Annotated in this window: 22 protein-coding genes and 1 pseudogene; 11 read left to right on the top strand and 12 right to left on the bottom strand. The window is 71.3% G+C overall.

Going from position 1 to position 20,678, the window contains the following annotated elements; all coding sequences use genetic code 11:
* The first annotated feature begins 16 nt into the window (after positions 1-16).
* Positions 17-898 carry a carbohydrate ABC transporter permease gene (locus ACFXJ5_RS27205; RefSeq protein ID WP_384636304.1) on the top strand — a complete coding sequence of 294 codons (882 nt, stop codon included), beginning with the start codon at positions 17-19 and terminating at the stop codon, positions 896-898.
* A gap of 15 nt (positions 899-913) precedes the next feature.
* Entirely contained in the window at positions 914-2,857 is a 1,944-nt protein-coding gene (locus ACFXJ5_RS27200) for a hypothetical protein (RefSeq protein WP_384636560.1), read from the top strand.
* A gap of 3 nt (positions 2,858-2,860) precedes the next feature.
* Here ACFXJ5_RS27200 and ACFXJ5_RS27195 read toward each other — a convergent pair whose 3' ends face one another.
* A complete protein-coding gene (locus tag ACFXJ5_RS27195) occupies positions 2,861-3,235 on the bottom strand; it encodes a cupin domain-containing protein (RefSeq protein WP_384636300.1) in 375 nt (124 codons plus the stop codon).
* Between the two features lie 90 nt (positions 3,236-3,325).
* On the opposite strand from ACFXJ5_RS27195, the gene ACFXJ5_RS27190 reads away from it, so the two are divergent.
* Both ACFXJ5_RS27190 and ACFXJ5_RS27185 read left to right on the top strand, forming a co-directional pair.
* The gene (locus ACFXJ5_RS27190; RefSeq protein WP_384636297.1) at positions 3,326-3,772 is read left to right on the top strand and encodes a MarR family winged helix-turn-helix transcriptional regulator; all 447 of its coding nucleotides are present in this window, start codon (positions 3,326-3,328) and stop codon (positions 3,770-3,772) included.
* A gap of 68 nt (positions 3,773-3,840) precedes the next feature.
* On the top strand, positions 3,841-4,539 hold the full coding sequence (locus tag ACFXJ5_RS27185) for an alpha/beta fold hydrolase (RefSeq protein ID WP_384636294.1): 699 nt from the start codon (positions 3,841-3,843) through the stop codon (positions 4,537-4,539).
* 6 nt (positions 4,540-4,545) lie between these two features.
* On the opposite strand, the gene ACFXJ5_RS27180 is transcribed toward ACFXJ5_RS27185, so the two are convergent.
* Positions 4,546-5,004, bottom strand: coding sequence for a MarR family winged helix-turn-helix transcriptional regulator (locus ACFXJ5_RS27180; RefSeq protein WP_384636291.1), 459 nt, complete (start codon positions 5,002-5,004; stop codon positions 4,546-4,548).
* Between the two features lie 61 nt (positions 5,005-5,065).
* On the opposite strand from ACFXJ5_RS27180, the gene ACFXJ5_RS27175 reads away from it, so the two are divergent.
* Entirely contained in the window at positions 5,066-6,022 is a 957-nt protein-coding gene (locus tag ACFXJ5_RS27175; RefSeq protein WP_384636288.1) for an LLM class flavin-dependent oxidoreductase, read from the top strand.
* A 4-nt stretch (positions 6,023-6,026) separates the two neighbouring features.
* Positions 6,027-6,260, top strand: a complete 234-nt coding sequence (locus tag ACFXJ5_RS27170; RefSeq protein WP_384636285.1) for a hypothetical protein — start codon at positions 6,027-6,029, stop codon at positions 6,258-6,260.
* Here ACFXJ5_RS27170 and ACFXJ5_RS27165 read toward each other — a convergent pair.
* Together ACFXJ5_RS27165 and ACFXJ5_RS27160 are read right to left on the bottom strand one after the other, a co-directional pair.
* Entirely contained in the window at positions 6,233-6,679 is a 447-nt protein-coding gene (locus ACFXJ5_RS27165) for a GNAT family N-acetyltransferase (protein ID WP_384636282.1), read from the bottom strand. The genes ACFXJ5_RS27170 and ACFXJ5_RS27165 overlap by 28 nt on opposite strands.
* Positions 6,676-7,545 carry a LysR family transcriptional regulator gene (locus ACFXJ5_RS27160; protein ID WP_384636280.1) on the bottom strand — a complete coding sequence of 290 codons (870 nt, stop codon included), beginning with the start codon at positions 7,543-7,545 and terminating at the stop codon, positions 6,676-6,678. The genes ACFXJ5_RS27165 and ACFXJ5_RS27160 overlap by 4 nt, the downstream gene beginning before the upstream one ends.
* 41 nt (positions 7,546-7,586) lie before the next feature.
* On the opposite strand from ACFXJ5_RS27160, the pseudogene ACFXJ5_RS27155 reads away from it, so the two are divergent.
* Positions 7,587-8,420 (top strand): annotated as a pseudogene (locus tag ACFXJ5_RS27155) (DMT family transporter); the annotation flags it as partial.
* A gap of 40 nt (positions 8,421-8,460) precedes the next feature.
* Here the strand turns inward: ACFXJ5_RS27155 and ACFXJ5_RS27150 are convergent.
* The 7 genes from ACFXJ5_RS27150 to ACFXJ5_RS27120 form a co-directional block, all read right to left on the bottom strand.
* On the bottom strand, positions 8,461-9,300 hold the full coding sequence (locus tag ACFXJ5_RS27150; protein WP_384636277.1) for a thioesterase family protein: 840 nt from the start codon (positions 9,298-9,300) through the stop codon (positions 8,461-8,463).
* A gap of 2 nt (positions 9,301-9,302) precedes the next feature.
* Entirely contained in the window at positions 9,303-9,905 is a 603-nt protein-coding gene (locus ACFXJ5_RS27145) for a TetR/AcrR family transcriptional regulator (RefSeq protein ID WP_384636275.1), read from the bottom strand.
* Between the two features lie 83 nt (positions 9,906-9,988).
* Entirely contained in the window at positions 9,989-10,846 is an 858-nt protein-coding gene (gene fdhD, locus ACFXJ5_RS27140) for a formate dehydrogenase accessory sulfurtransferase FdhD (RefSeq protein ID WP_384636272.1), read from the bottom strand.
* A 152-nt stretch (positions 10,847-10,998) separates the two neighbouring features.
* A complete protein-coding gene (locus tag ACFXJ5_RS27135; protein ID WP_384636269.1) occupies positions 10,999-11,886 on the bottom strand; it encodes a 2Fe-2S iron-sulfur cluster-binding protein in 888 nt (295 codons plus the stop codon).
* Positions 11,883-13,754 carry an NAD(P)H-dependent oxidoreductase subunit E gene (locus tag ACFXJ5_RS27130; protein ID WP_384636266.1) on the bottom strand — a complete coding sequence of 624 codons (1,872 nt, stop codon included), beginning with the start codon at positions 13,752-13,754 and terminating at the stop codon, positions 11,883-11,885. The genes ACFXJ5_RS27135 and ACFXJ5_RS27130 overlap by 4 nt, the downstream gene beginning before the upstream one ends.
* Complete coding sequence (locus tag ACFXJ5_RS27125; RefSeq protein ID WP_384636263.1) at positions 13,755-15,692, bottom strand: molybdopterin oxidoreductase family protein; 1,938 nt, start codon at positions 15,690-15,692, stop codon at positions 13,755-13,757.
* Positions 15,689-16,672 (bottom strand): 2-dehydropantoate 2-reductase, encoded by a 984-nt coding sequence (locus ACFXJ5_RS27120; protein ID WP_384636261.1) that lies wholly within the window; start codon positions 16,670-16,672, stop codon positions 15,689-15,691. Before ACFXJ5_RS27120 ends, ACFXJ5_RS27125 begins: the two co-directional genes overlap by 4 nt.
* Positions 16,673-16,874: 202 nt before the next feature.
* Here ACFXJ5_RS27120 and ACFXJ5_RS27115 point away from each other — a divergent pair, with 202 nt between their 5' ends.
* Positions 16,875-17,021 carry a hypothetical protein gene (locus tag ACFXJ5_RS27115; RefSeq protein WP_384636258.1) on the top strand — a complete coding sequence of 49 codons (147 nt, stop codon included), beginning with the start codon at positions 16,875-16,877 and terminating at the stop codon, positions 17,019-17,021.
* Positions 17,022-17,105: 84 nt separating this feature from the next.
* Entirely contained in the window at positions 17,106-17,657 is a 552-nt protein-coding gene (locus ACFXJ5_RS27110) for a cysteine hydrolase family protein (RefSeq protein ID WP_384636256.1), read from the top strand.
* On the opposite strand, the gene ACFXJ5_RS27105 is transcribed toward ACFXJ5_RS27110, so the two are convergent.
* Positions 17,654-18,268, bottom strand: coding sequence for a TIGR03086 family metal-binding protein (locus ACFXJ5_RS27105; protein WP_384636253.1), 615 nt, complete (start codon positions 18,266-18,268; stop codon positions 17,654-17,656). The two genes, ACFXJ5_RS27110 and ACFXJ5_RS27105, sit on opposite strands and share 4 nt — an antisense overlap.
* 167 nt (positions 18,269-18,435) lie before the next feature.
* Between ACFXJ5_RS27105 and ACFXJ5_RS27100 the strand changes: the two genes are divergently transcribed.
* The gene (locus tag ACFXJ5_RS27100) at positions 18,436-19,119 is read left to right on the top strand and encodes a GntR family transcriptional regulator (RefSeq protein WP_384636250.1); all 684 of its coding nucleotides are present in this window, start codon (positions 18,436-18,438) and stop codon (positions 19,117-19,119) included.
* Positions 19,120-19,247: 128 nt separating this feature from the next.
* Complete coding sequence (locus ACFXJ5_RS27095) at positions 19,248-20,600, top strand: alpha-amylase family protein (RefSeq protein ID WP_384636247.1); 1,353 nt, start codon at positions 19,248-19,250, stop codon at positions 20,598-20,600.
* Positions 20,601-20,678: the final 78 nt, after the last annotated feature.

Here is a 20,678-nt window from a genome sequence, read left to right as displayed (position 1 = left end):
TAGGAGTACGGAAGAGATGTCTGCCAACACCGCCACCACCATGGCCCCCCTCAAACGGCTGCGCGCCGTGACCGGCGCCCGCCGGATCCTGCTGCACACCGTGCTCATCGGCGTGGCGCTCGCCATGCTCTACCCGCTGATGTGGATGCTCAGCAGTTCGTTCAAGCCCGACCAGGACATCTTCACCCAGGTCGGCCTGTGGCCGAAGCACTTCCACCCGCAGAACTACAGCAAGGGCTGGAGCGGCTCGGGCAACTCGTTCTCGCTCTACCTGACCAACTCGCTGCTCGTCACGATCGGAGCGGTGATCGGCAACGTCGTGTCCTGCTCACTCGCGGCGTACGCGTTCGCGCGCTTCGAGTTCCGGGGCAAGAAGATCTGGTTCGGGCTGATGCTCGGCACGATGATGCTGCCGATGCAGGTGACGCTGATCCCGCAGTACACGCTGTTCTACAACCTCAACTGGATCAACACGTTCCTGCCGCTGATCGTCCCGAAGTTCCTGGCGACGGACGCGTTCTTCATCTTCCTGATGGTCCAGTTCATCCGCAGTATTCCGCGTGAACTCGACCAGGCGGCGATGATGGACGGTGCCAATCCCGGGCAGATCTATCTGCGGATCATCCTGCCCCTGATGCGCCCCGCCCTGATCACCACCACCATCTTCACCTTCATCTGGACCTACGACGACTTCTTCAGCCAGTTCGTCTACCTCAACCAGAACGCCAAGTACACCGTGCCGATCGGCCTGACGCTCTTCCTCGACAAGACCAGCGGCTCCTCGTACGGCGCGATGTTCGCGATGTCCACGCTCGCCCTCCTCCCGACGCTGATCTGCTTCCTCGTCTTCCAGAAGCGCCTCGTCGAAGGCATGGCCACCTCCGGAATGAAGGGCTGACCTCCCAAAGCCATGGTGTTCCTCACCCACCAGCTCGGCGCCCTGCACGACCTGCCCGACGACCCGGCCGCGTACGACGCCGTGCTGGAGCGCGTCGCCGCCCAGGCCCTCGACCGCATCACCGCCGACGGCAACCTGGAGCGCCCCGGCTGCGACGACGACATCGGCGACACCTCGCTCGGCATCACCTCGCTGCTGGCCCTGGCCTGGCAGCGCTCGGGCGGCACACTCGACCACCTGGCCGAACCGGTGCGCCGCAGCCTGGACTTCCACCTCCGCGAGCGCGTCCACCGCACCGACAACCCCGGCTATCCGAACCTGCGCGTACGCGACTCCGGCGAGCCCTACGCCCGTTACGTCCTCGACGACGGGAGCCACCCCATCGGCGACTGGCCCAGCACCGCCTGGGCACTCCTCCAGGCCGTCAACGTCCTCGACCTCGCCGACGGACTGCTCACGGCCGAACAGCGCGCCGAACTCACCGACGTCGCCCACGGCTACTGGCGCTGGCTCACCGACATCGCGTACTTCAACCCGCAGGACACCGCCAACCAGGCCATCGGCGCCATCGTCGGCGCCCTGATGCTGACCCGGCACCTCAAGGACCCGAAGGACGCGGAGGCCGTCCGCGAGCGGGCGCTCCACCTCTACGCCACCGAGATCCGCGCCAAGCGCCTGCCCGACCGGGGCGCGCTGCTGCCCCCCGAGCACGGGGGCGCGTACGACAACAACTACGGCCCGATCTCGCTGTCGTTCCTGGCGCAGGCCCACCGGGTCACTGGCAAGCAAGCGTTCGCCGAGGACGGTGACGAGATCGCCCGCTACCTCGACGCCCGGCTCGCCTCCGGCGGTTACGACGTCGGCGGCCCCCGCTACAGCGAGCAGCACTCCGGCTTCGAAGCCGTCCTCGGCCTGCGCTACTTCAGCCGCCGCATCGGCTCCGACCTCGGCCGCTACCTCGGCGACACCCGCTGGGGCCGGCACGCCGCAGGCCCCGACGGCGCCGTCGACGGCCACTTCGCCTTCATGCTGGTCTGGCAGACCCAGGACACGACCCGCTGGTACCGCACCCCGCGCACCGCCCCCGCCCGCCACCAGCTGCGCTCCGCGCGGGTCTCGGTGTCCTTCGACTCCGTCATGACCCCCGCGCTGATCGAGACCGCCGGTACGATCCTGCTCCCCGCCGCCACCAACCGGCAGCACGGCATCGGCCCGGCCGTGGACGGCTTCCTGCTCACGCGGCCCATGGGCGAGGTGCGGGTCCGCGACGTCGCCGCTCCCGGCCTGGTGGCCAAGCTCGTCACCAAGCCCGTCGTCAACCGCGACCAGGTCCTGGCCCACGTCCAGTCCCTGTACGTCACCGACGGCACGAGCCTGTGGCTGACCGTCGCCCTGGAACGTACGCCGGGCGCCCGCCTGCTGGCCGGACTCCCGTACGCCACCGCCGCCGACGGCCGGCTCGCCAAGCTCACCGAGGCCGCAGGCGTCAGCTTCGCCGACAAGGGCGCCCGGCTGGTCGCCGACGGTCCTCTGGTCGTCGGCGCCCTCGCGGTCACCTCCGCCGGCGAACTCACCCTCACCACCCCCGACTTCCCCGGCACCGACGGTTCGGCCTACTTCAACAGCCCCGACACCATCGGCCTCACCCAGGAGCAGGCCGCCTTCCGCCTCGCCGCCGACCCCCGCGGCTACGGCAACCCCGACTCCGGCTGGCGCGACATCATCGCGACCACCGCCCTCGAAGCCGCCCCCGCCCCTTCGCCCCCGGACGGCCTCACCGTCCTGGCCGTCCGCTACGGCCCCGCCCACGCCGCCGACGAACCCTTCGCGCCCGACTTCGCCCTGGGCGCCGACGGCCTGACGGTCCGTACGGAGGCGTTCACGGCGGTCGTCGGGCCGCCGGCCGGTAATGCGGCCGGGAACCCGACGCTGACGCTGGGCCCGGCCCCAGCCCCGTAAGGATCACCGCGCCCAGGGAGGCGAAACGCGCGACCCGTCGGGGAAGACGCCCTCCAGGCCGATGCTGGTGGTGACCCAGACGGTGGCCGCCGACTCCGTCAGGTTGTCGAACTTCAGGGTGGATCCGGCGGGTGCGATGGCGACGTCACCGGGGGAGAGGGAGCGCGGCTCGCCGTCGAGGGTGAGCCGCACCGAGCCGGTGAGTACGAGGAAGACCTCTTCGCGGCTGATGGAGTGGGCGGGGGTCTCGGTGCCGGCGGGGATCTCGCTGCGCCAGGCGCAGAGTTCGGTGCTGCCGAGGGCGGACGCGGCGTACGAGACGAAGCGGGAACCGTGCATCTCGTGGACGACGGCGTTCGAAGCGTGGATGACGGGCATGGCGGAAACCTCCGGATTTAGGCAAGTAACTTGCGTAAGTTGCTTACCTATATGCTCAAGCTGCTTGCGCAATGTGTCAAGCTTGACGGTGTGAGAGACGAAGAAGCCATGGCCCTCAGCGCCACCCTCCTCGCGGCTGCCGGCGGGCTGGTCGCCCGTATCGACGCGGGCGTCACCGCCCGGGGCTTCGACGACATCCGCCCCGCCCACGGCTTCGCCTTCGCGCGCATGTCCGCCGCCGGCGCCACCGTCAGCGAGCTGGCCGACCACCTCGGCGTCACCCGCCAGGCCGCCAGTCAGCTCGTCGACGAGCTCGTACGGAAGGGCTACGCCGAGCGCCGCCCCCATCCCGAGGACGCCCGCGCCCGCCTCGTCGTCCTGACCGAACGCGGCCGGGCCTGCACCCGCGCTGCGGAGGAGGCCGCCGCCGACGCCGTACGCCCCTGGGCCGCCGAACTCGGCGAGCGCCGGCTGCGGACGCTCCGCGACGACCTGCTCCGGATCGCTCCGGGCGGTCCCATTCGGCCCACCTGGTAGGCATACTCGCGGGTGGGACGCGCACGGCCAGGGGAATGCCGTGCCGATCAATTCGAGTTGGGGTGGGCATGACGGCAGCGGATCGGTTGCGGGTACGGGAGTGGGGCGACGGCGAGCGGGTGGCCGTACTGGTGCACGGCATCACCAACGACTCCGGGAGTTGGTGGCGGCTCGGCCCGGCCCTGGCCGGGCGCGGCTACCGCGTACTGGCGCCCGAACTCACCGGGCACGGGCAAAGCCCGCACACGGACACGTACACCCTGGACGCCTGGTCCGACGCCCTCACCGCCGCCGTTCCGGCCGAACCCGACCTGCTGCTCGGCCACTCGCTCGGCGCGCTGGTCACCGCGCTCGCCGTCGGCCGCATCCGCCCGGCCCGCGCGGTGTACGTGGACCCGGCCTGGTCGCCGTCCATCGACTCGGCGGTCCTGCGCGGCATCCTCGCCGAGAAGTCCTGGACGCCCGCCGACATCCGCGCCGCCTACCCCGCCTGGCCCGCCGAGGCCCAGCAGGCCAAGTTCGACGCCCTCCAGCGCTGGGACACCACCACCCTGCGAGCCTTCGAGGGATTCCGCGGCCACGAGCCCGGCCACCCCGACGTCCCCTCCCTCGTCCTGACCGCCGACCCCAGCGACCTCATCCCGCCGGCCCGCGCCGCCGCCCTCACCGCCGACGGCTACGAGGTCCGGGTCGTACCCGGCACCGGGCACATCATCCACAACGACGACTTCGACGCCTTCCTCAAGGCGCTGGAGGGCTGGATCTAGCCGGGCCTAGGCCTCCGCGGCCGCACCCTGCCCGAAGTTGAGGATCTGGAGGGTGCGCACGAGCCGGTCCGCCTCCTCCTTGCCGAGGGGCGCGAGGAAGCGGCGCTCGGCCGCCGCGCGGGCCCGTTCCGCGCGGCGGAGGCAGTCCTGGCCGGCCGGGGTCAGGCCGACGATGTTCTTGCGCCGGTCCTCCGGGCTGCGACGGCGCTCGACGAGCCCCTTGCCCTCCAGCCTGTCGACGAGGGCCACCATCGTCGTGCGGTCCACGCCGAGCCGTCCCGCCGCGTCCAGTTGCGACAGTGGGTGCTCGGCCGACTCGGCCGCGAGTACGACCAGTACCGCCAGTTCGCGGCCGTCGATGCCGAACGGGGCGAGCGCCTGTGCGGCCGCCTCGGTCAGCTTGAGCTGGGCGTGCTTGAGGAGGTAGCCGAGGCGGGATGCGAGGGCCCCGGGGGGAGTGGTCATGCCGGTACGGTACCGCCGGCGCTGATAGTCAGTACTGCTGACGATCCTCTATGCTGATCGTATGGAGTCAGCCCGGAAAGTCAGCTTCGGCATCAAGACCACGCCGATGCACGTCGATTACGAGGACATCCTGCGCGTGTGGCAGGAGGCCGACGCCGTACCGGAGATCGCGGACGCCTGGCTGTGGGACCACCTGATGCCCCTGGCCGGGCCAAGGAACGGCGCGGTCCACGAGGGCTGGACGCTGCTCAGCGCCCTCGCCGCGCAGACCCGGCGGCTGCGCCTGGGCCTGCTGGTGACCAGCAACCGGATCCGCGAGCCCGCCGTCCTCGGCAAGATCGCCACCACCGTGGACGTCATCTCCGGCGGCCGCCTGATCATGGGACTCGGCGTCGGCGGCACCCACCAGCCGCCCGGCACCGGCGGCATCGCCGGCGAGAATCCCGCCGTCGCCGAATACGAGGCGTACGGCCTCACCCTCGTCCCGCCCGCCGAGGGCATCGCCCGCCTCGCGGAGACCATCACCATCCTCAAGCGCATGTGGACCGAGGACATCTTCGACTTCCACGGCCACCACTACACGCTCAAGGGCACCCGCAACGACCCCAAGCCCGTCCAGCGCCCCGGCCCCCCGCTGCTGCTCGGCGGCTGGGGCACCAGAACCCTGCGGCTCGTCGCCGAACAGGCCGACATCTGGAACATCCCCGGCCCGCCGCACAACCCCGTCGAGTACGTCGCCGAGCGCAGCCGCGTCCTGGACCAGCACTGCGCCGCCATCAGCCGCGACCCACGCGAGATCGCCCGCTCCGTGCAGCTCATCGTCTCGTACGACGACATCACAGCCACCCGCACGACGGTCCTGGACCTCGTCGCCGCCGGCATGAACCACATCGTCCTCAGCCTCCCGAGGCCCTACCCCCAGGGCGTCGCGCAGTGGCTGGCCGACGAGATCATCACGCCGGTCCGGGCGACTGCCGATATTCCGGACGACACCACGTCGCGCCGGTCGCCAACGTGACCGGATGGCGCTGAACCTCTACTGCCAGGAGATGGCCTGGGGGCCGATGAGTTACGCGGTCGAGAGCGCGGAGAATCCGGGCTGCGTGCGGTACGCGGTCGCGTTGGACCCTGCCGAGCCGGCGGCGGGGTACATCGAGGGGTGGGTGAGCGGGGAGGATGCCCGGAGGCGCCGGGACGACCACGGCCTGCTCGACGGACCGTCCGCCCGCTACCCCGAGGTGCGCTTCTTCTCCTGATCCCGCACCGGACGCTTGAGATACGTGGCCGTCTCCTCGAACCCCAACCGCAGGTAGTAGTCGCGGGCCCGGCGCGTCGGCACGGTGACCTCGACCGCGCCTTTCGCGCGGGCCCGTTCGAGGACGGCAGCCACGAGCCGTTCGCCGATTCCCCGGCCGCGGCAAGCCGGGTCGACCATCAGCTCCTGCAACTCGCAGACGTACCCGTTCGCGTACAGCACCAGCAGGTCGCACACGAGCGCGTACCCGACCACCTGCCCCTCTTCCGCCTCCGCGACCAGCAGGCCGTCGCCGAGCAGCGGGAAGTGCCGGTCGAAGGCGTCCCGGCGGGGTCGATGGCTGGTCACGAAGGCGCCGAGCAGCCCGAAGACCGCCTCGGCGTCGCCCTCGGTGGCCGACCGGACCGTCACGACGCTCACGCCTGGACCTCCTGCGTGGCCTCGGCGAGAGCCGACACCGCCGGCAGCCAGGGCCGTGACGCCGGCCCGGTGAATACCAGCCGCCGGTGGACACGTTGCCGCAGCTGTACGAGAACGAGATCCCCCGGCAGCATGGCCCGGGCCAGCCCCGGTACGACGGAGACGCCGATGCCGGCGCGCACCATGCTGATGAGCGTGCCGAGTTCGCGGATGCGGTGCACGGGTGCGAAGCGGGCGCCCGCGCTCCGGAAGATCTCGCGGATCCGGCGCTCGCAGCCGCCCAGGGACAGCAGGAACGGGTCGTCCTCCAGGTCGCCTACGTCGGCCTCGGCCTCCCCGGCGAGGGGGTGGTCCCGGCGCAGCACGGCATGGAAGGCGTCGTGAGCGAGTAGCCGCGAGCCGGGCAGGGCGGGCTCCGGGTCGACCACCACGGCGGCGTCGGCCGTGCCGGACTCCAGCCAGGTGGCGATCTCGTCGTCCTCGCCCTCGAAGATCCGTACGCGGATCCGGGGATGGGCCGCCGCCCAGCGGGTGAGCAGGTCCGGCAGCAGCCCCTGGCACACGGTCTGGGGCGCGGCGAGCCGCACCGTCCCGGCAGGGGCGCGGCCCAGCCGGGATGCGATGGCGGTGACGGCTTCGGCGGAGACGACGGCCGCGCGGGCGTGCGGCAGGATCTGGTCGCCCAGCGCGGTGGGGCGGACCGGGGCGTCGCGGTGGACGACCGGTGCGCCGAGCGCGCGCTCCAGGGCGGCGACGGCGTGCGAGACCGCCGACTGGCTGACGGCCAGCTCCTGCGCCGCCGTGCTGAAGCCGCCGGTGTCGGCGACGGCGAGCAGGGCGCGCAGCTGGGCGAGGTTGACGGTCATGAGCAAGTCTCATCTCGCGGAGGGCCGGACTTGTTGGACTCATGCCTATCCCGGCCGACACGGTGATGTCCATGGGGACCTTGAGGACATGGCTGCCGGGCTTCACCCTGCTTTCCGCGATCTGGGGATCGAGCTTCGCGCTGATCAAGGTCGCCGTCGACGCGGGCGTGCCGCCGGCCTGGGTCGCCCTGTGGCGTTGCGCGCTGGGCGCGGCGGCCCTGTGGGCGATCCTGGCGGCACGTCGCGAGCGCCTGCCGCGCGACCTGCGGGCGTGGGGTCACGCGGCGGTCGTCGCGGTGCTGCTCAACGCGGTGCCGTTCGTGCTCTTCGCCTTCGGCGAGACGCGGATCAGCTCCGTGCGGGCCGGGGTGTGGAACGCGACGACCCCACTGTTCACGATGCTGAGCGCCGTTGCCCTGCTCCGGGCCGAGCGGCTCGGTCCGCGCCAACTCGGCGGGCTCGCCCTGGGCTTCGGCGGCGTCCTGGTGGTCCTCGGGGTGTGGCGCGACCCCGGCTCCGAGCAACTCGTCGGCAGCCTCGCCTGCCTGGCCGCCGCCTTCTGCTACGGCGTCGGCTTCGCCTACACCAGGCGCCACCTCACCGCGCTGCCGCACTCGGTGACCGCCCTGGCCGCCCTCCAGGTCACCTGCGGCGCCGCCGAACTCGCCCTCGTCGTCCCGGCGTTGTGCGGGCCGCCCCGCTGGCCGGGCGCGGGCGCGGCCGCCGCGCTGCTCGCCCTCGGGGCGGTCGGCACCGGCGTGGCGTACATCCTCAACCTGCAGCTCGTCCGCACCGCCGGCCCGACCGCCGCCTCGACGGTCACCTATGCGATCCCGCTGTGGTCCACCACCCTGGGCGCGCTGCTGCTCGCCGAGCCGGTCGGCGCGCACACGGTCATCGGCGGTCTGCTGGTCGTCACGGCCGTGGCACTCGTACGCGCGCGAGCTGACGCGACTGCGCCACCAGCCGGCCCGTCGAGTCCCACACCTCGGCGTCCTCCTCCATGTAGCCGTCGGCGAAGTTCCGGGTCGCGTGGCTGATCCGCAGCCAGCCCGGGGCGGGCTTGGCCCGTACGTGCGCGGTGAGTTCGAGGGTGGGCGCCCAGCCGTTGATGCCGAGGTCGAAGCTGACCGGCGGCAGGGTGTCGACGGCCAGCAACAGCATCAGCGGATCGGGCTCGCGGCCGTCGGGGAAGCGCAGCCAGCCCTGGATCCGCCCGCGTCCGGTGGGTGCGCCGACGGCCCAGCCCACGGTGCCGGGGTCGAGCCGCAGCTCGATGCTGTCCAGCATCGGGGCGTCCTTGAGGAATTCCGGCGGGGCCAGTTCCGTGCCCACGCACCTCTCCGGCGGCGGCATGTCCGGGGGAGTGGCCGACGTGCGGACGTCGCCGCCGGCGTGGCCTTCCAGGTCGCCGTACGTGGCGATGGCCCGCAGCCGCTCCTCGCCGTCCTGCACCAGGGACGCCGTACCGGTGGATACCGTACGCCCGCGCCGCAGCGTCTCGGTCCGTACGGTCACCGGGCCGGGCCGGGAGGTGGACAGGTAGTAGGCGCTGATCGAGAACGGGTCGCTGTGCCCTTCCTCACCGCCGCCCAGCTCGGCGGCGAGCGCCCGCCCGGCGAGGGCCAGCAGCAGGCCGCCGTTGATGCCCATGCCGATGCGCCAGCTCTCGTACAACTCGGCGTCATGGAGGCCGGGGGCGTCGGGGCGCGGTGCGACGGCGGTGTCCCGGTCGAACTTGCTTATCTGACTCATCGTCAATGTCCTTCTGAAGATACGTCATTCAGGCCGAAGGCGCACAGCAGTGCCTCCAGCGCGTCGTCTACGTCCGCTGCCCCCGTCGCCAGCGGAAGGGAGCCCCACATCCACAGCTGCGCCAGCCCGTGCAGCCCCGACCACAGGGCTCCGGTCAGCAGCCGTGCGTCATCGGCCGGCCGCCAGCCCACCTTCTGGGCGGCGTGGACCAGCGTGATCAGGTCCTCGAAGCACGTCAGGCTGACTTTGCTCAGCTCCCGGTCATGGGGGTCGAGCAGGTCGTGCCGGAACATCAACGTGAACATCGCCGGGTTCGCGAGTGCGTAGGCGACGTATCCCCGCGCCCTGGTCCGCAGCCGCTCGACCGCCCCGACCCCGCCCGGGCACCCGGCCACGGCGTCATCCGCGCGGCGCCGCATCTCCCGGAAGCCGAGCGTCGCCACGGCGGACAGCAGTGCCGCCCGGTGCGGGAAGTGCTTGAGGGGTGCGCCGTGCGACACGTCGGCGCTGCGGGCGATGGCCCGCAGGGTCAGGCCCTCGACGCCTTCCTCGGCGAGCACGGTGAGTGCGGCGTCGAGGAGGCGACTGCGTGGGTCGGTGGTCATGGTAGACAGTGTCTACCGACGAGGTGGACACTGTCTACCACGATCTCCCGACGGTCCGGAAGGACCGGTCGGCGCAGGGGGCGCTATCCCGCCGACCGGTCCCCGGCCCGCGCACGCAGGGCGATTCGCTGCTCGCCCGCGTACACGTTCATGGAGGTGCCACGGAGAAAACCGACCAGGGTCAGACCGGCCTCGTCGGCGAGGTCGACGGCCAGCGACGAGGGCGCGGAGACGGCGGCCAGGACCGGGATGCCGGCCATGACGGCCTTCTGGGCCAGCTCGAAGGAGGCCCGGCCGGAGACCATGAGGATCTTCCCGGCCAGCGGCAGCAGCCCCTGCTGCAGGGCCCGCCCGACAAGCTTGTCGACGGCGTTGTGGCGGCCGACGTCCTCCCGTACGTCCAGCAGCTCGCCCTCGGCCGTGAAGAGCGCCGCGGCGTGCAGGCCCCCGGTCCGTTCGAAGACCTGCTGGTGTGCCCTGAGCCGGTCGGGGAGGGCGGACAGCAGCTCAGGTTCGAGGCGGAGCGGGGGAGAATCGCTGATCGGCCAGCGGGCCTGCGTACGCACCGCGTCAAGGCTCGCCTTGCCGCACAGCCCGCAGGACGATGTCGTGTAGACGTTCCGCTCAAGGGTGATGTCGGGGACCGCGACGCCGGGCGCGAGCCGCACATCCACGATGTTGTACGTGTTCGAGCCGTCCACCGTCGCGCCCGCGCAGTAGACGATGTTCGCCAGCTCGTCCGCGCGGCCGAGCACGCCCTCGCTGACCAGGAAGCCCGCAGCCAGCGCGAAGTCGTCGCCCGGCGTGCGCATCGTGATGGCCAGCGGTTTGCCGTTCAGCCGGATCTCCAGCGGCTCCTCGGCGACCAGAGTGTCCGCGCGGTGGCTCTCGGCGCCGTCCCTGATACGCAGTACGCGGCGCCGCTCGGTGACCCGTCCCATGAGTTCTCCTCCACGAATGGCGCAGAGCGTCACCCGATTGCTACAGTCTGTGTTCATGCCGACAGGTATCGGTCAGGGCTTGGCCGTCATGAGGCCGCCACGGCAGCCGAGTGAGAAGCCGCCTTCTTCGGAAGGGGGAGGAGTCACAGTGATCAGTCCCGGTTCTGTACGTGCTGGAATCCGAAGCGGCCTTTGATACACAGGTTGCCATGGGTCACGGGGTTGTCGTGGGGGGACGTCACCTTCACGATCTCGTTGTCCTGCACGTGAAGCGTGAGATTGCATCCCACACCGCAATATGCGCATATGGTCGTGGCCTGGCTCTGGGACGCCTCGTCCCAGGTCCCGGCCTCGCGCATGTCGAATTCCGTCTTGAAGGACAGCGCACCGGTCGGGCAGACCTCGATGCAGTTGCCGCAGTACACGCAGGCCGAATCGGTCAGCGGCGCGTCGTGCTCGACGGAGATCGTGTTGTCGAAGCCGCGACCGGCGACGGCGATGGCGAAGGTGTTCTGCCACTGGTCGCCGCAGGCGTCGACGCACTTGTAGCACATGATGCACTTGCCGTAGTCGCGCACGTACAGGTCGTTGTCGACCTTCGGCGCCCGGTCGGCGACCGTCGCCGCGTCCGGCCCGAAGCGGTCGGGTTCGGCCCCGTACTCGCGGATCCAGCCGGCCACATGCGGGGTCGTGGACAGGTCCACGGACGAGGCGAGCAGCTCCAGCACGATCTTGCGGCTGTGCCGGGCCCGCTCGGTGTTCGTACGGACCGTCATGCCCGGCTCCGCCTTGCGCGAGCAGGCCGGGGCGAGCGTGCGGGCGCCCTCCACCTCGACGACGCAGACGCGGCAGGCGTTCTTGGGGGTGAGGGTGTCGCCGTAGCAGAGGGTCGGGATGTCCTTGCCGGCCGCTTCGCACGCGTCGAGGATCGTCGACCCCTCCGGGACCCTGACCGGCTCGTCGTCGAGGGTGAATTCCACCAGCCGGCGCGGCAGGCCGAGCTGCACGGGCACGGGCACGGGCTTTGACACGGTTGTCATTCGTACGCTCCCAGACGGTCGATCGCGGACTCCACGGCATTCCAGGCGGTCTGGCCGAGTCCGCAGATCGACGCGTCCCGCATCGCCTGCCCGACCTCCCGCAGCAGCGCGATATCGGTGGCCGCAGCCGCCCCCGTGCGGTCCGCGATCCGGTGCAGCGCCTCCTCCTGCCGTACGGTCCCCACCCGGCAGGGCACGCACTGCCCGCAGGACTCGTCCCGGAAGAACTCGGCTATGCGAAGCAGGATGCGCGGCAGCTCGACGCTGTCGTCCAGTGCGAGGACCACCCCCGAGCCCAGTGTCGTCCCGGCGGCCCGCGTGCCCTCGAAGGTGAGCGGGATGTCCAGCTCCTCGGGGCGTACGAAACCGCCGGCCGCGCCGCCCAGCAGCACCGCCCGCAGCGACTCCGGCGGCCCGGCCAGGTCCATCAGCTCGCGCAGGGTCGCCCCGAACGGCAGCTCGTAGATGCCCGGGCGGCTCACCGACCCCGAGACGCAGAACAGCTTGGTCCCGGTGGATCCCTCGGTGCCGGTCGCGGCATAGGCCGCCGCGCCGCGCTCCAGGATCGGCAGCACGTTGACGAGCGTCTCGACGTTGTTGACGGCCGTCGGCTTGCCGAACAGGCCCTTCTCGACCGGGAACGGCGGTTTGCTGCGCGGTTCGCCGCGGCGGCCCTCGATCGAGTTGAAGATCGCCGTTTCCTCGCCGCAGATGTACGCCCCGGCTCCGCGCCGGATCTCGATGTCGAAGGCGTACCCCTGGCCCAGCACGTTCGCGCCGAGCAGCCCCCGGGCGCGGGCCTGCTCGATCGCGTGGCCGAGGCGGTGCAGGGCCCGCGGGTACTCGCCCCGCAGATAGATGAAGCCCCTGTGCGCGCCGATCGCGTACCCCGCGATCGTCATCGCCTCCACCAGCGCGTAGGGGTCGCCCTCCATCAGCACGCGGTCCTTGAAGGTGCCGGGCTCACTCTCGTCCGCATTGCAGACCAGATAGTGCGTCCGCTCCGGCTGCCGTGCCGTCGCCTCCCACTTCCGGCCCGTCGGGAACGCCGCCCCACCGCGCCCCACCAGCCCCGCGTCCAGCACCTCGCGGATCACCCCGGCCGGGCCGAGGGCGAAGGCGTTGCGCAGCGCGGTGTAACCACCGTTGGCCCGGTAGTCGTCGAGGTCCGTCGGGTCCACCACGCCGATCCTGCGCAGCAGCACCGGCTCCGGGTTCCCGGCCTGGGGCACGGCCGCGGTTGCCGGCGGCTCCGCCGGGGCGGCCTGCGGCGCGTGGGCCGCGGCGACGACGCCCTCGGCGGTGGCCGGGGCGACGACGGCGGTGGCGAATTCGGCCTGTCCGGCGATCGAGGACCCGGACCCGGGAGCGGCACCCGCCTGGATCACCAGCGCCGCGGGCGCGCGCTCGCACAGGCCGAGGCAGGGGCTGGACTGCCAGACGGCGCCGTCGCGGGCCGCGCCCGCGGGGCCGAGGCGGTCCTCCAGCGCGGCGACGAGCGCCCCGGAGCCGCGGGCCGCGCAGGCGAGGTCCGTGCAGACGTGGACGACGCGCGCGGGGCGCGGCTTCACCGAGAACATGGCGTAGAAGGTGGCGACGCCGTACCCCTCGGCCGGCGGGATGGTGAGCCGGCGGCAGACGTAGTCCAGCGCGCCCTCACTGATCCAGCCGATGCGGTCGTTCACCGCGTGGAGCGCGGGAAGGAGCAGGTCCCGGCGGTCGCGGGCGGCGTGGCCGCCGCGCGCCCAGCGCAGGTCCGCTTCGGTCCGCTCACCGCCGTCCCAGCCGGACTCGGGTGGGCCGAGGTAGCCGTCGACGGCGTCGCGCTCCTCGTCCGTCGGCTTGGCGTCAGCGAAGTGCAGATCCATTTAGACACTCACCGCCAGCTTGTCGATCCGTACCGCCGTCGCCTTGTACTCGGCCGTGCCCGCGATGGGGCAGGTGGCCTCGATGGTCAGCTGGTTCGTGTCGACCTCGTCCGGGAAGTGCATGGTCATGAAGGCCAGCCCGGGCCGCAGCCCCGGGTCGATCCACACCGGTGCGGTGACATCGCCGCGGCGGGAGGAGATCCGGACCTCCTCGCCCGCCTCGACGCCGTACGTCGCCGCGTCCTCGGGGGAGAGCTCGATGTACTCGCCGCGCCGCATCGGCGAGGCGAAGCCGCTGCTCTGGACACCGGTGTTGTACGAGTCGAGCCGCCGTCCGGTGGTCATCCGGAGCGGGAAGCGCTCGTCGAGCAGGTCGACCGGCGGCGAGTGCTTGACCGGCCCGAAGGGCGCCGGCATGCCGCGCCGGGCAGGGTCCTTCTCCCACAACCGGCCGTGCAGATAGGTGGGTTCGATCCGGTCCTCGCTCGGGCAGGGCCACTGGATGCCCTGGTGTTCCTCGAGGCGGGCGTAGGTCATGCCGTAGTGGTCGGGGGAGACGGCCCGCAGTTCGTTCCAGACCTCCTCCGAGTCCGCGTACTTCCAGTCGTCGTGGCCGAGGCGGGCGGCGAGGTCGCAGAGGATGGCGATGTCGTCGCGCGCCTCGCCGGGCGGGGAGATCGCCTTGCGGACCCGCTGCACCCGCCGTTCGCTGTTGGTGGCCGTGCCGTCCGTCTCGCACCAGGAGGCCGAGGCGGGCAGTACGACATCCGCCAGCTCGGCGGTCTTGGTCAGGAAGATGTCCTGGACGACGAGGTGGTCGAGCATCTCCAGCCGCTTGATGGTGTGCTCGCAGTCCGCCTCCGACTGCGCGGGGTTCTCGCCGATGCAGTAGACGGACCGCAGGACGCCCCGCTCGATGCCGTCGAGCATCTCGGTCAGGTTCATCCCGTACCGGGGCTGGATCACGGTGTTCCAGGCGGCCTCGAACTTCGTCCGGACCTCCGGCACCAGGATGTCCTGAAATCCGGGCAGCCGGTTGGGGATGGCGCCCATGTCGCCGCCGCCCTGGACGTTGTTCTGGCCGCGCAGGGGCTGCAGCCCGGAGCCGTACCGCCCGACGTGCCCGGTGAGCAGCGACAGGTTGATCAGGGCGCGCACGTTGTCCGTCGCGTTGTGGTGCTCGGTGATGCCCAGCGTCCAGCACATCTGCGCGCGCTCGGCGGTGGCGTAGGCGTGCGCCAACTCCCGTATCGCGTCGGCCGGTACGCCGGTCACCTGCTCGGCGACCGAGAGGGTCCACGGCTCGACCTCGGCCGCGTACTCCTCGTAGCCGCTGGTCGCGCGCTCGATGAAGGCGGTGTTGGCGAGCCCGGCGTGGATGATCTCGCGGCCGACGGCGTGGGCGAGCGGGATGTCGGTGCCGACGTTCAGCCCGAGCCAGCGGTCGGCCCATTCGGCGGTGCTGGTGCGGCGGGGGTCGACCGCGTACATCCGGGCGCCGTTGTGGATGCCCTTCAGGACGTGCTGGAAGAAGATGGGGTGGGCGAAGCGGGCGTTGGAGCCCCACATGATGATCAGGTCGGTCTCCTCCACCTCCTGGTACGAGGAGGTGCCGCCGCCAGACCCGAAGGCCGCGGACAGGCCGGCGACGCTGGGGGCGTGACAGGTGCGGTTGCAGGAGTCGACGTTGTTGGTCCCCATGACGACGCGCGTGAACTTCTGGGCGACGTAGTTCATCTCGTTGGTCGACCGGGCGCAGGAGAACATCCCGAAGGCGTCGGCTCCGTACTCCTGTGTCGTACGGGCGAAGCCGGCGGCGGCCCGGTCCAGGGCCTCCTCCCAGGTGGCGCGGCGCAGTTCGCCGTTGTCGCGCACCATGGGGTGGGTCAGCCGGGGGTACTGCTTGGGTTTGCGGTCGTTGCGCTTGCGGTCCTTCACGCGATGCTCCTGGTGGAGGTGGTCCGGTTGAGAAGATCGGCGACGGCGTTGATGGCACGCAGCGTCGGGACGGGTGTGCCGGTCAGCTCGGCGAGCTCGACCACCGCTGTCAGGAGGACGTCCAGCTCCATCGGCTTGCCGCGCTCCAGGTCCTGGAGGGTGGAGGTCTTGTGTTCGCCGACTTTTTCGGCGCCGGCGAGGCGGCGCTCGATGGAGATCTTGGGATGGCTGCCGAGCCTGGCCGCGACCTCCAGGGTCTCGCGCATCATCTCGGTGACCAGCTCGCGGGCGTCCGGATGGCGGCAGATCTGGACCATCGTGGCGCGGGCGAGGGCGCTGATCGGGTTGAAGGAGATGTTGCCGAGCAGCTTGATCCAGATGTCGTTGCGCAGATCCGGCTCGACCGGGCACTTCAGCCCGCCGGCCTGCATGGCCTCGCTGAAGTCCAGACAGCGCCGGGACACGGTCATGTCGGGCTCCCCGATGGAGAACCGGGTGCCCTCCAGATGGCGGATGACGCCCGGTGCCTCGATCTCGGTGGCGGCGTAGACCACGCAGCCGATCGCCCGCTCGGGCGCCAGCGTCGCCGAGACGGCGCCGCCCGGGTCGACGCTCTCCAGGCGGTGTCCGGTGTACGGGCCGGGCAGCCCGTGGAAGTACCACCACGGGATGCCGTTCTGGGCCGCGATGACCGCGGTGCGGTCGTGCAGCAGCGGATGGACCAGGGGCCCGCTGGCGGCGTACGAGTTGGCCTTGAGACCGAGAAAGACGTAGTCGGCCGGGCCGACCTCCGACGGGTCGTCGGTGGCCTCGGGATAGGCGGTGAAGTCTCCACGTGGGCTCAGGACCCGTACGCCGTCGCGGCGCAGCGCGTCCAAGTGGGCGCCCCGGGCGATGAGATGGACCTCGGCACCGGCGCGGTGAAGGGCGGCTCCTACGAAGGCACCGATTGCTCCGGCGCCGACAACTGCGACTTTCACTGGACGGGCTCCCGTCTCGTAGTCGACAGAATATTGTCTACAGTATGCCGTCCAGGAGGGTCAATAGTCCTGCACGCGTGCAACGGCATCGCAAAAGGGGACGGCCGGTCGTATGTCTTCGACGGCCACACCTATCCGGGCGTCGAGACGGTGGGCGTCGCCTACGGCGAGTGGTACCGGCTCATTACGTCGGCGTTTCTGCATGTACTGCCGACGCAGGGCTTTTGCCTTCGCGTACGCGCCGAGGAGCCGGCAGGGGCTCGTCCAGGCGGCGGGGGCGGCCGTCATGGTGCTGGTGCTGGTCGCGCTCGTCGTGCTGAAGACGCAGGAACTGACCGGCGCCGCCTGAGCCGTCGCGAGCGCGGGCGGCCGCTGTCAGTGGGTGGGTCTACCGTGCGTGGAGACAGGAGTTCAGCGTGAGTAAGGGGAGACCATGACCACCCTCGAGAACCGGCCGAACACCGCACTCCTCGTGGTCGACGTGCAGAACGGCGTCGTAGAGGGCGCTCACGAGCGCGACGCGGTCGTCGCGAACATCGCCGGCCTTGTCGAGAAGGCCCGGCGGGAAGGGGCCCCCGTTGTCTGGGTCCAGCACTCCGACGAGGACCTTGCGAGGGGAAGCGACGACTGGCGGATCGTCCCCGAGCTGACTCCGGTCGACGCGGAGCCGCTCATCGAGAAGAACTACGGCGACTCCTTCGAGGCCACCACCCTGGAGACCGTGCTGTCGGGCCTCGGAGTCGGGCGTCTCGTCGTCGTCGGCGCACAGACCGATGCGTGCATCCGCTCGACGCTCCACGGCGCGCTGGTCAGGGGATACGACGCGACTTTGGTCAGCGACGCCCACACGACGGAGGACCAGACGGCATGGGGGGCGCCGCGGCCGGACCAGGTCATCGCGCACACGAACCTGTACTGGACGTACCAGACGGCGCCGGGGCGGACGGCCGGGACGGTCGAGACCAAGGCCGTCGACTTCGGTTAGGTCTTCGGCGTCCAGTGCGGGTCGCGGCCGAGGAAGCGCAGCAGGGTGGCCGCCTGGTCGCCGTCCGCCTTCGCCGGGGCGGGCAGCGCGGGGGCGAAGGCGCCGAAGCCGTCGCGCAGCGGGTCCGCGATCCGGTCGGCGACCGCCGTGAGCGGTACGGCGAGCGACTCGGGGAGGGGCAGGTGGTCCTGGCCCGTGGCCACCGCGATGTCCCAGGCGTGCAGTCCCGCGTCCAGAGCGGCCGCGCCCGCGCCCAGCCACGGCGGCAGCGGGCCCAGCAGGGGATCCAGCGGGGTCGACACGCTCTCCGTGTCGGCCGGGACGGTGGCCCAGGCAGCGGCCACCGCGGCCAGGACGGCGTCGAGTTCGGCGAAGGACCCCGCGCCGAGGGCGTCCTCGGGCTGGAAGGGGTTCGACGTCGGCATTCCCTCGCCGGTGATGACGGCGCCGTAGGCCTGCTGGTCGAGCCGCGCGTGGTTGAGGACCTGGCGGGCGGTCCATTCGCTGCACGGGCTGGGTTCGCCCCAGCGATCCTCGGGTACGCCGAGGACCACGGTGCGCAGGTAACCGTGCGAGTCCGCCAGTAACTTGAGTCCGTCGAATGAGGTCACGGCAGCAGCATAGGCGGACACGCACTGTGCGTGGACCGTGACCTTCCGCATATCACCTGTAGGTGTGATGTGAAACGGGTCACCACGAGGAGCTACATCTGGCCACCTGTACTCAGTAGACTGTAGACGAAAGCCAATCACCTTTCTCGTCGAGCTGGGGGACGCCGATGCTGTCCACAGGACTGCCGCAGGGTTCCGTGCCGAAGCTGGAGCGGCCAGGGCCGCTCCGGGAGCGGGTGTACGAAGCGCTGCTCGAACTGATCATCACTCGCTCCCTGCGCCCCGGCCAGCATCTGGTCGAGACCGAGCTGGCCGGCCACCTGGGCGTCTCGCGGCAACCCGTCCGCGAAGCCCTCCAGCGGCTCAGCACCGAGGGCTGGATCGACCTCCGCCCCGCGCAGGGCGCCTTCGTCCACGAACCCACCGAGGAAGAGGCCGACCAGCTCCTCGTCGTCCGTGCCCTCCTCGAGGCCGAGGCCGCCCGCCTCGCCGCCGCCAACGCCTCCGGCAAGGGCCTGAACCGGCTCGACGCCCTGTGCACCACCGGCGAGCGCGCGGTCGAGGCCGACGACATCGACGCCGTGGTCGCCGCCAACGCCGCCTTCCACGCCTACGTCATGGAGCTGGCCGGCAACTCGGTACTCTCCGAGCTGGCCGGACAGGTCGAGCGCCGCGTCCGCTGGTACTACACTCCCATCGCCCGCCAGCGCGGCATGCAGTCCTGGAAAGAGCACCGCGAACTCATCGCCGCCATCGCCGACCGCGACGAGGCCCGCGCCCAGCGGGTGATGCGCATCCACACCGAGCACACCCGCACCTCGTACCACCAGCGCGAGAAGAGCGCCGACTGACGCCTGGTGCCCCTCCCGGCAAGCTTTGCCCTGTCGCGCCGCCCAGCACGCACGCTCGCGGCGGACGACGCTCCTTGACGGGCAAACATTGCCGGTCACGGCACTAGCATCGCGTTGACACGCATTCCATGACGAAGGCGGGTGTGTCGATGGGCGCCAGGTCCGAGCGGATCATCTGGTGGCAGTTGCACCCCGTCAGCTTCCTCGGCGCCGAGCACCATGCGCTCCCCGAGTCGGCACCCCCCGTCCACCGCCTCGCGCAGCTCGACCCGTGGCTGGACTACCTGGTCGAGCTCGGCTGCGACGGGCTGGCCCTCGGCCCGGTCTTCGCGAGCTCCACGCATGGCTACGACACCGTCGACCACCTCAGGATCGACCCCCGGCTCGGCACCGACGAGGACTTCGACCACCTCGTGACGGCCTGCCGGGCGCGCGGCGTGAAGCTCCTGCTGGACGGCGTCTTCAACCACGTCGGCCGGGACTTCGGCCCCTTCCGTGACGTACTCGCGCACGGCGCCTCCTCCTCGTACGCCTCCTGGTTCCGGCTCGACTTCGAAGCCGGCGGCCCGGACGGCTTCGGCTACGCGGACTTCGAGGGGCACCGCTGCCTGGTCGCCCTCAACCACGCGGAGCCCGCCGTCCAGGACTACGTGTGGGGTGTGATGGACCACTGGCTGCGCCGGGGCGCGTACGGCTGGCGCCTGGACGCCGCGTACGCCGTGCCGTCCGCCTTCTGGCGCACCGTGACCGACCGGGTGCGCGCCGACCACCCGGACGCCTGGTTCCTCGGCGAGGTCATCCACGGCGACTACACGGCGGCCGTCCGCGACGGCGGGCTGGACTCGGTGACCCAGTACGAGCTGTGGAAGGCCCTGCGGAGCTGCCTCAACGACCGCAACTTCTTCGAACTGGCCTGGGCCCTGGACCGGCACGACGGCTTCGCCGAAGCCTTCCGGCCGCTGACCTTCGTGGGCAACCACGACGTCACCCGCCTGGCCAGCGCGCTCGAGGACCCGCGCCATCTGCCGCACGCGCTGGCCGTCCTGTTCACCGTCGCCGGCACACCCAGCGTCTACGCGGGCGACGAACAGGCCTTCCAGGGCGTCAAGTACGAACGCGCCGACGGCGACGCCGAGATCCGCCCCGCCTTCCCCTCCGGCCCCGCCGGACTCGCCCCGTACGGATGGCCGGTCCACCGGCTGCACCAGGACCTCATCGGCCTGCGGCGGCGCAACCCGTGGCTGACCCGCGCCCGCGTCCAGGTGTCGCAGCTGGACAACCAGTCCTTCGCCTACCGCGTCACCGACCCCGACGCCGGCACCCCCGGTCTGGCGGTGCTGCTCAACGTGTCCGACGCACCGGTCGCCTTCCCGTCCCTCGACCCCTCGGCCAAGCGCCTCCTGGGGTCCGCCGGCTCCCCGCAGTCCGGACACCGGCTCGAACCGCACGGCTGGGCCGTGCTCGAACTCCAGCAGCCTTAGGGCCTGTCTTGTGGATCTCCGCGGCGTCGCGTGCCCTGGCACTGGGGGCACCTCCCAGCCCCCAGGGCTTTGGGATCT

The organism is Streptomyces sp. NPDC059373, assembly GCF_042751495.1.
Classification (GTDB): Bacteria; Actinomycetota; Actinomycetes; order Streptomycetales; family Streptomycetaceae; genus Actinacidiphila.
The sequence above is the reverse complement of the archived record's forward strand: the minus strand, read 5'-3'. Positions and strand labels throughout refer to the sequence as shown.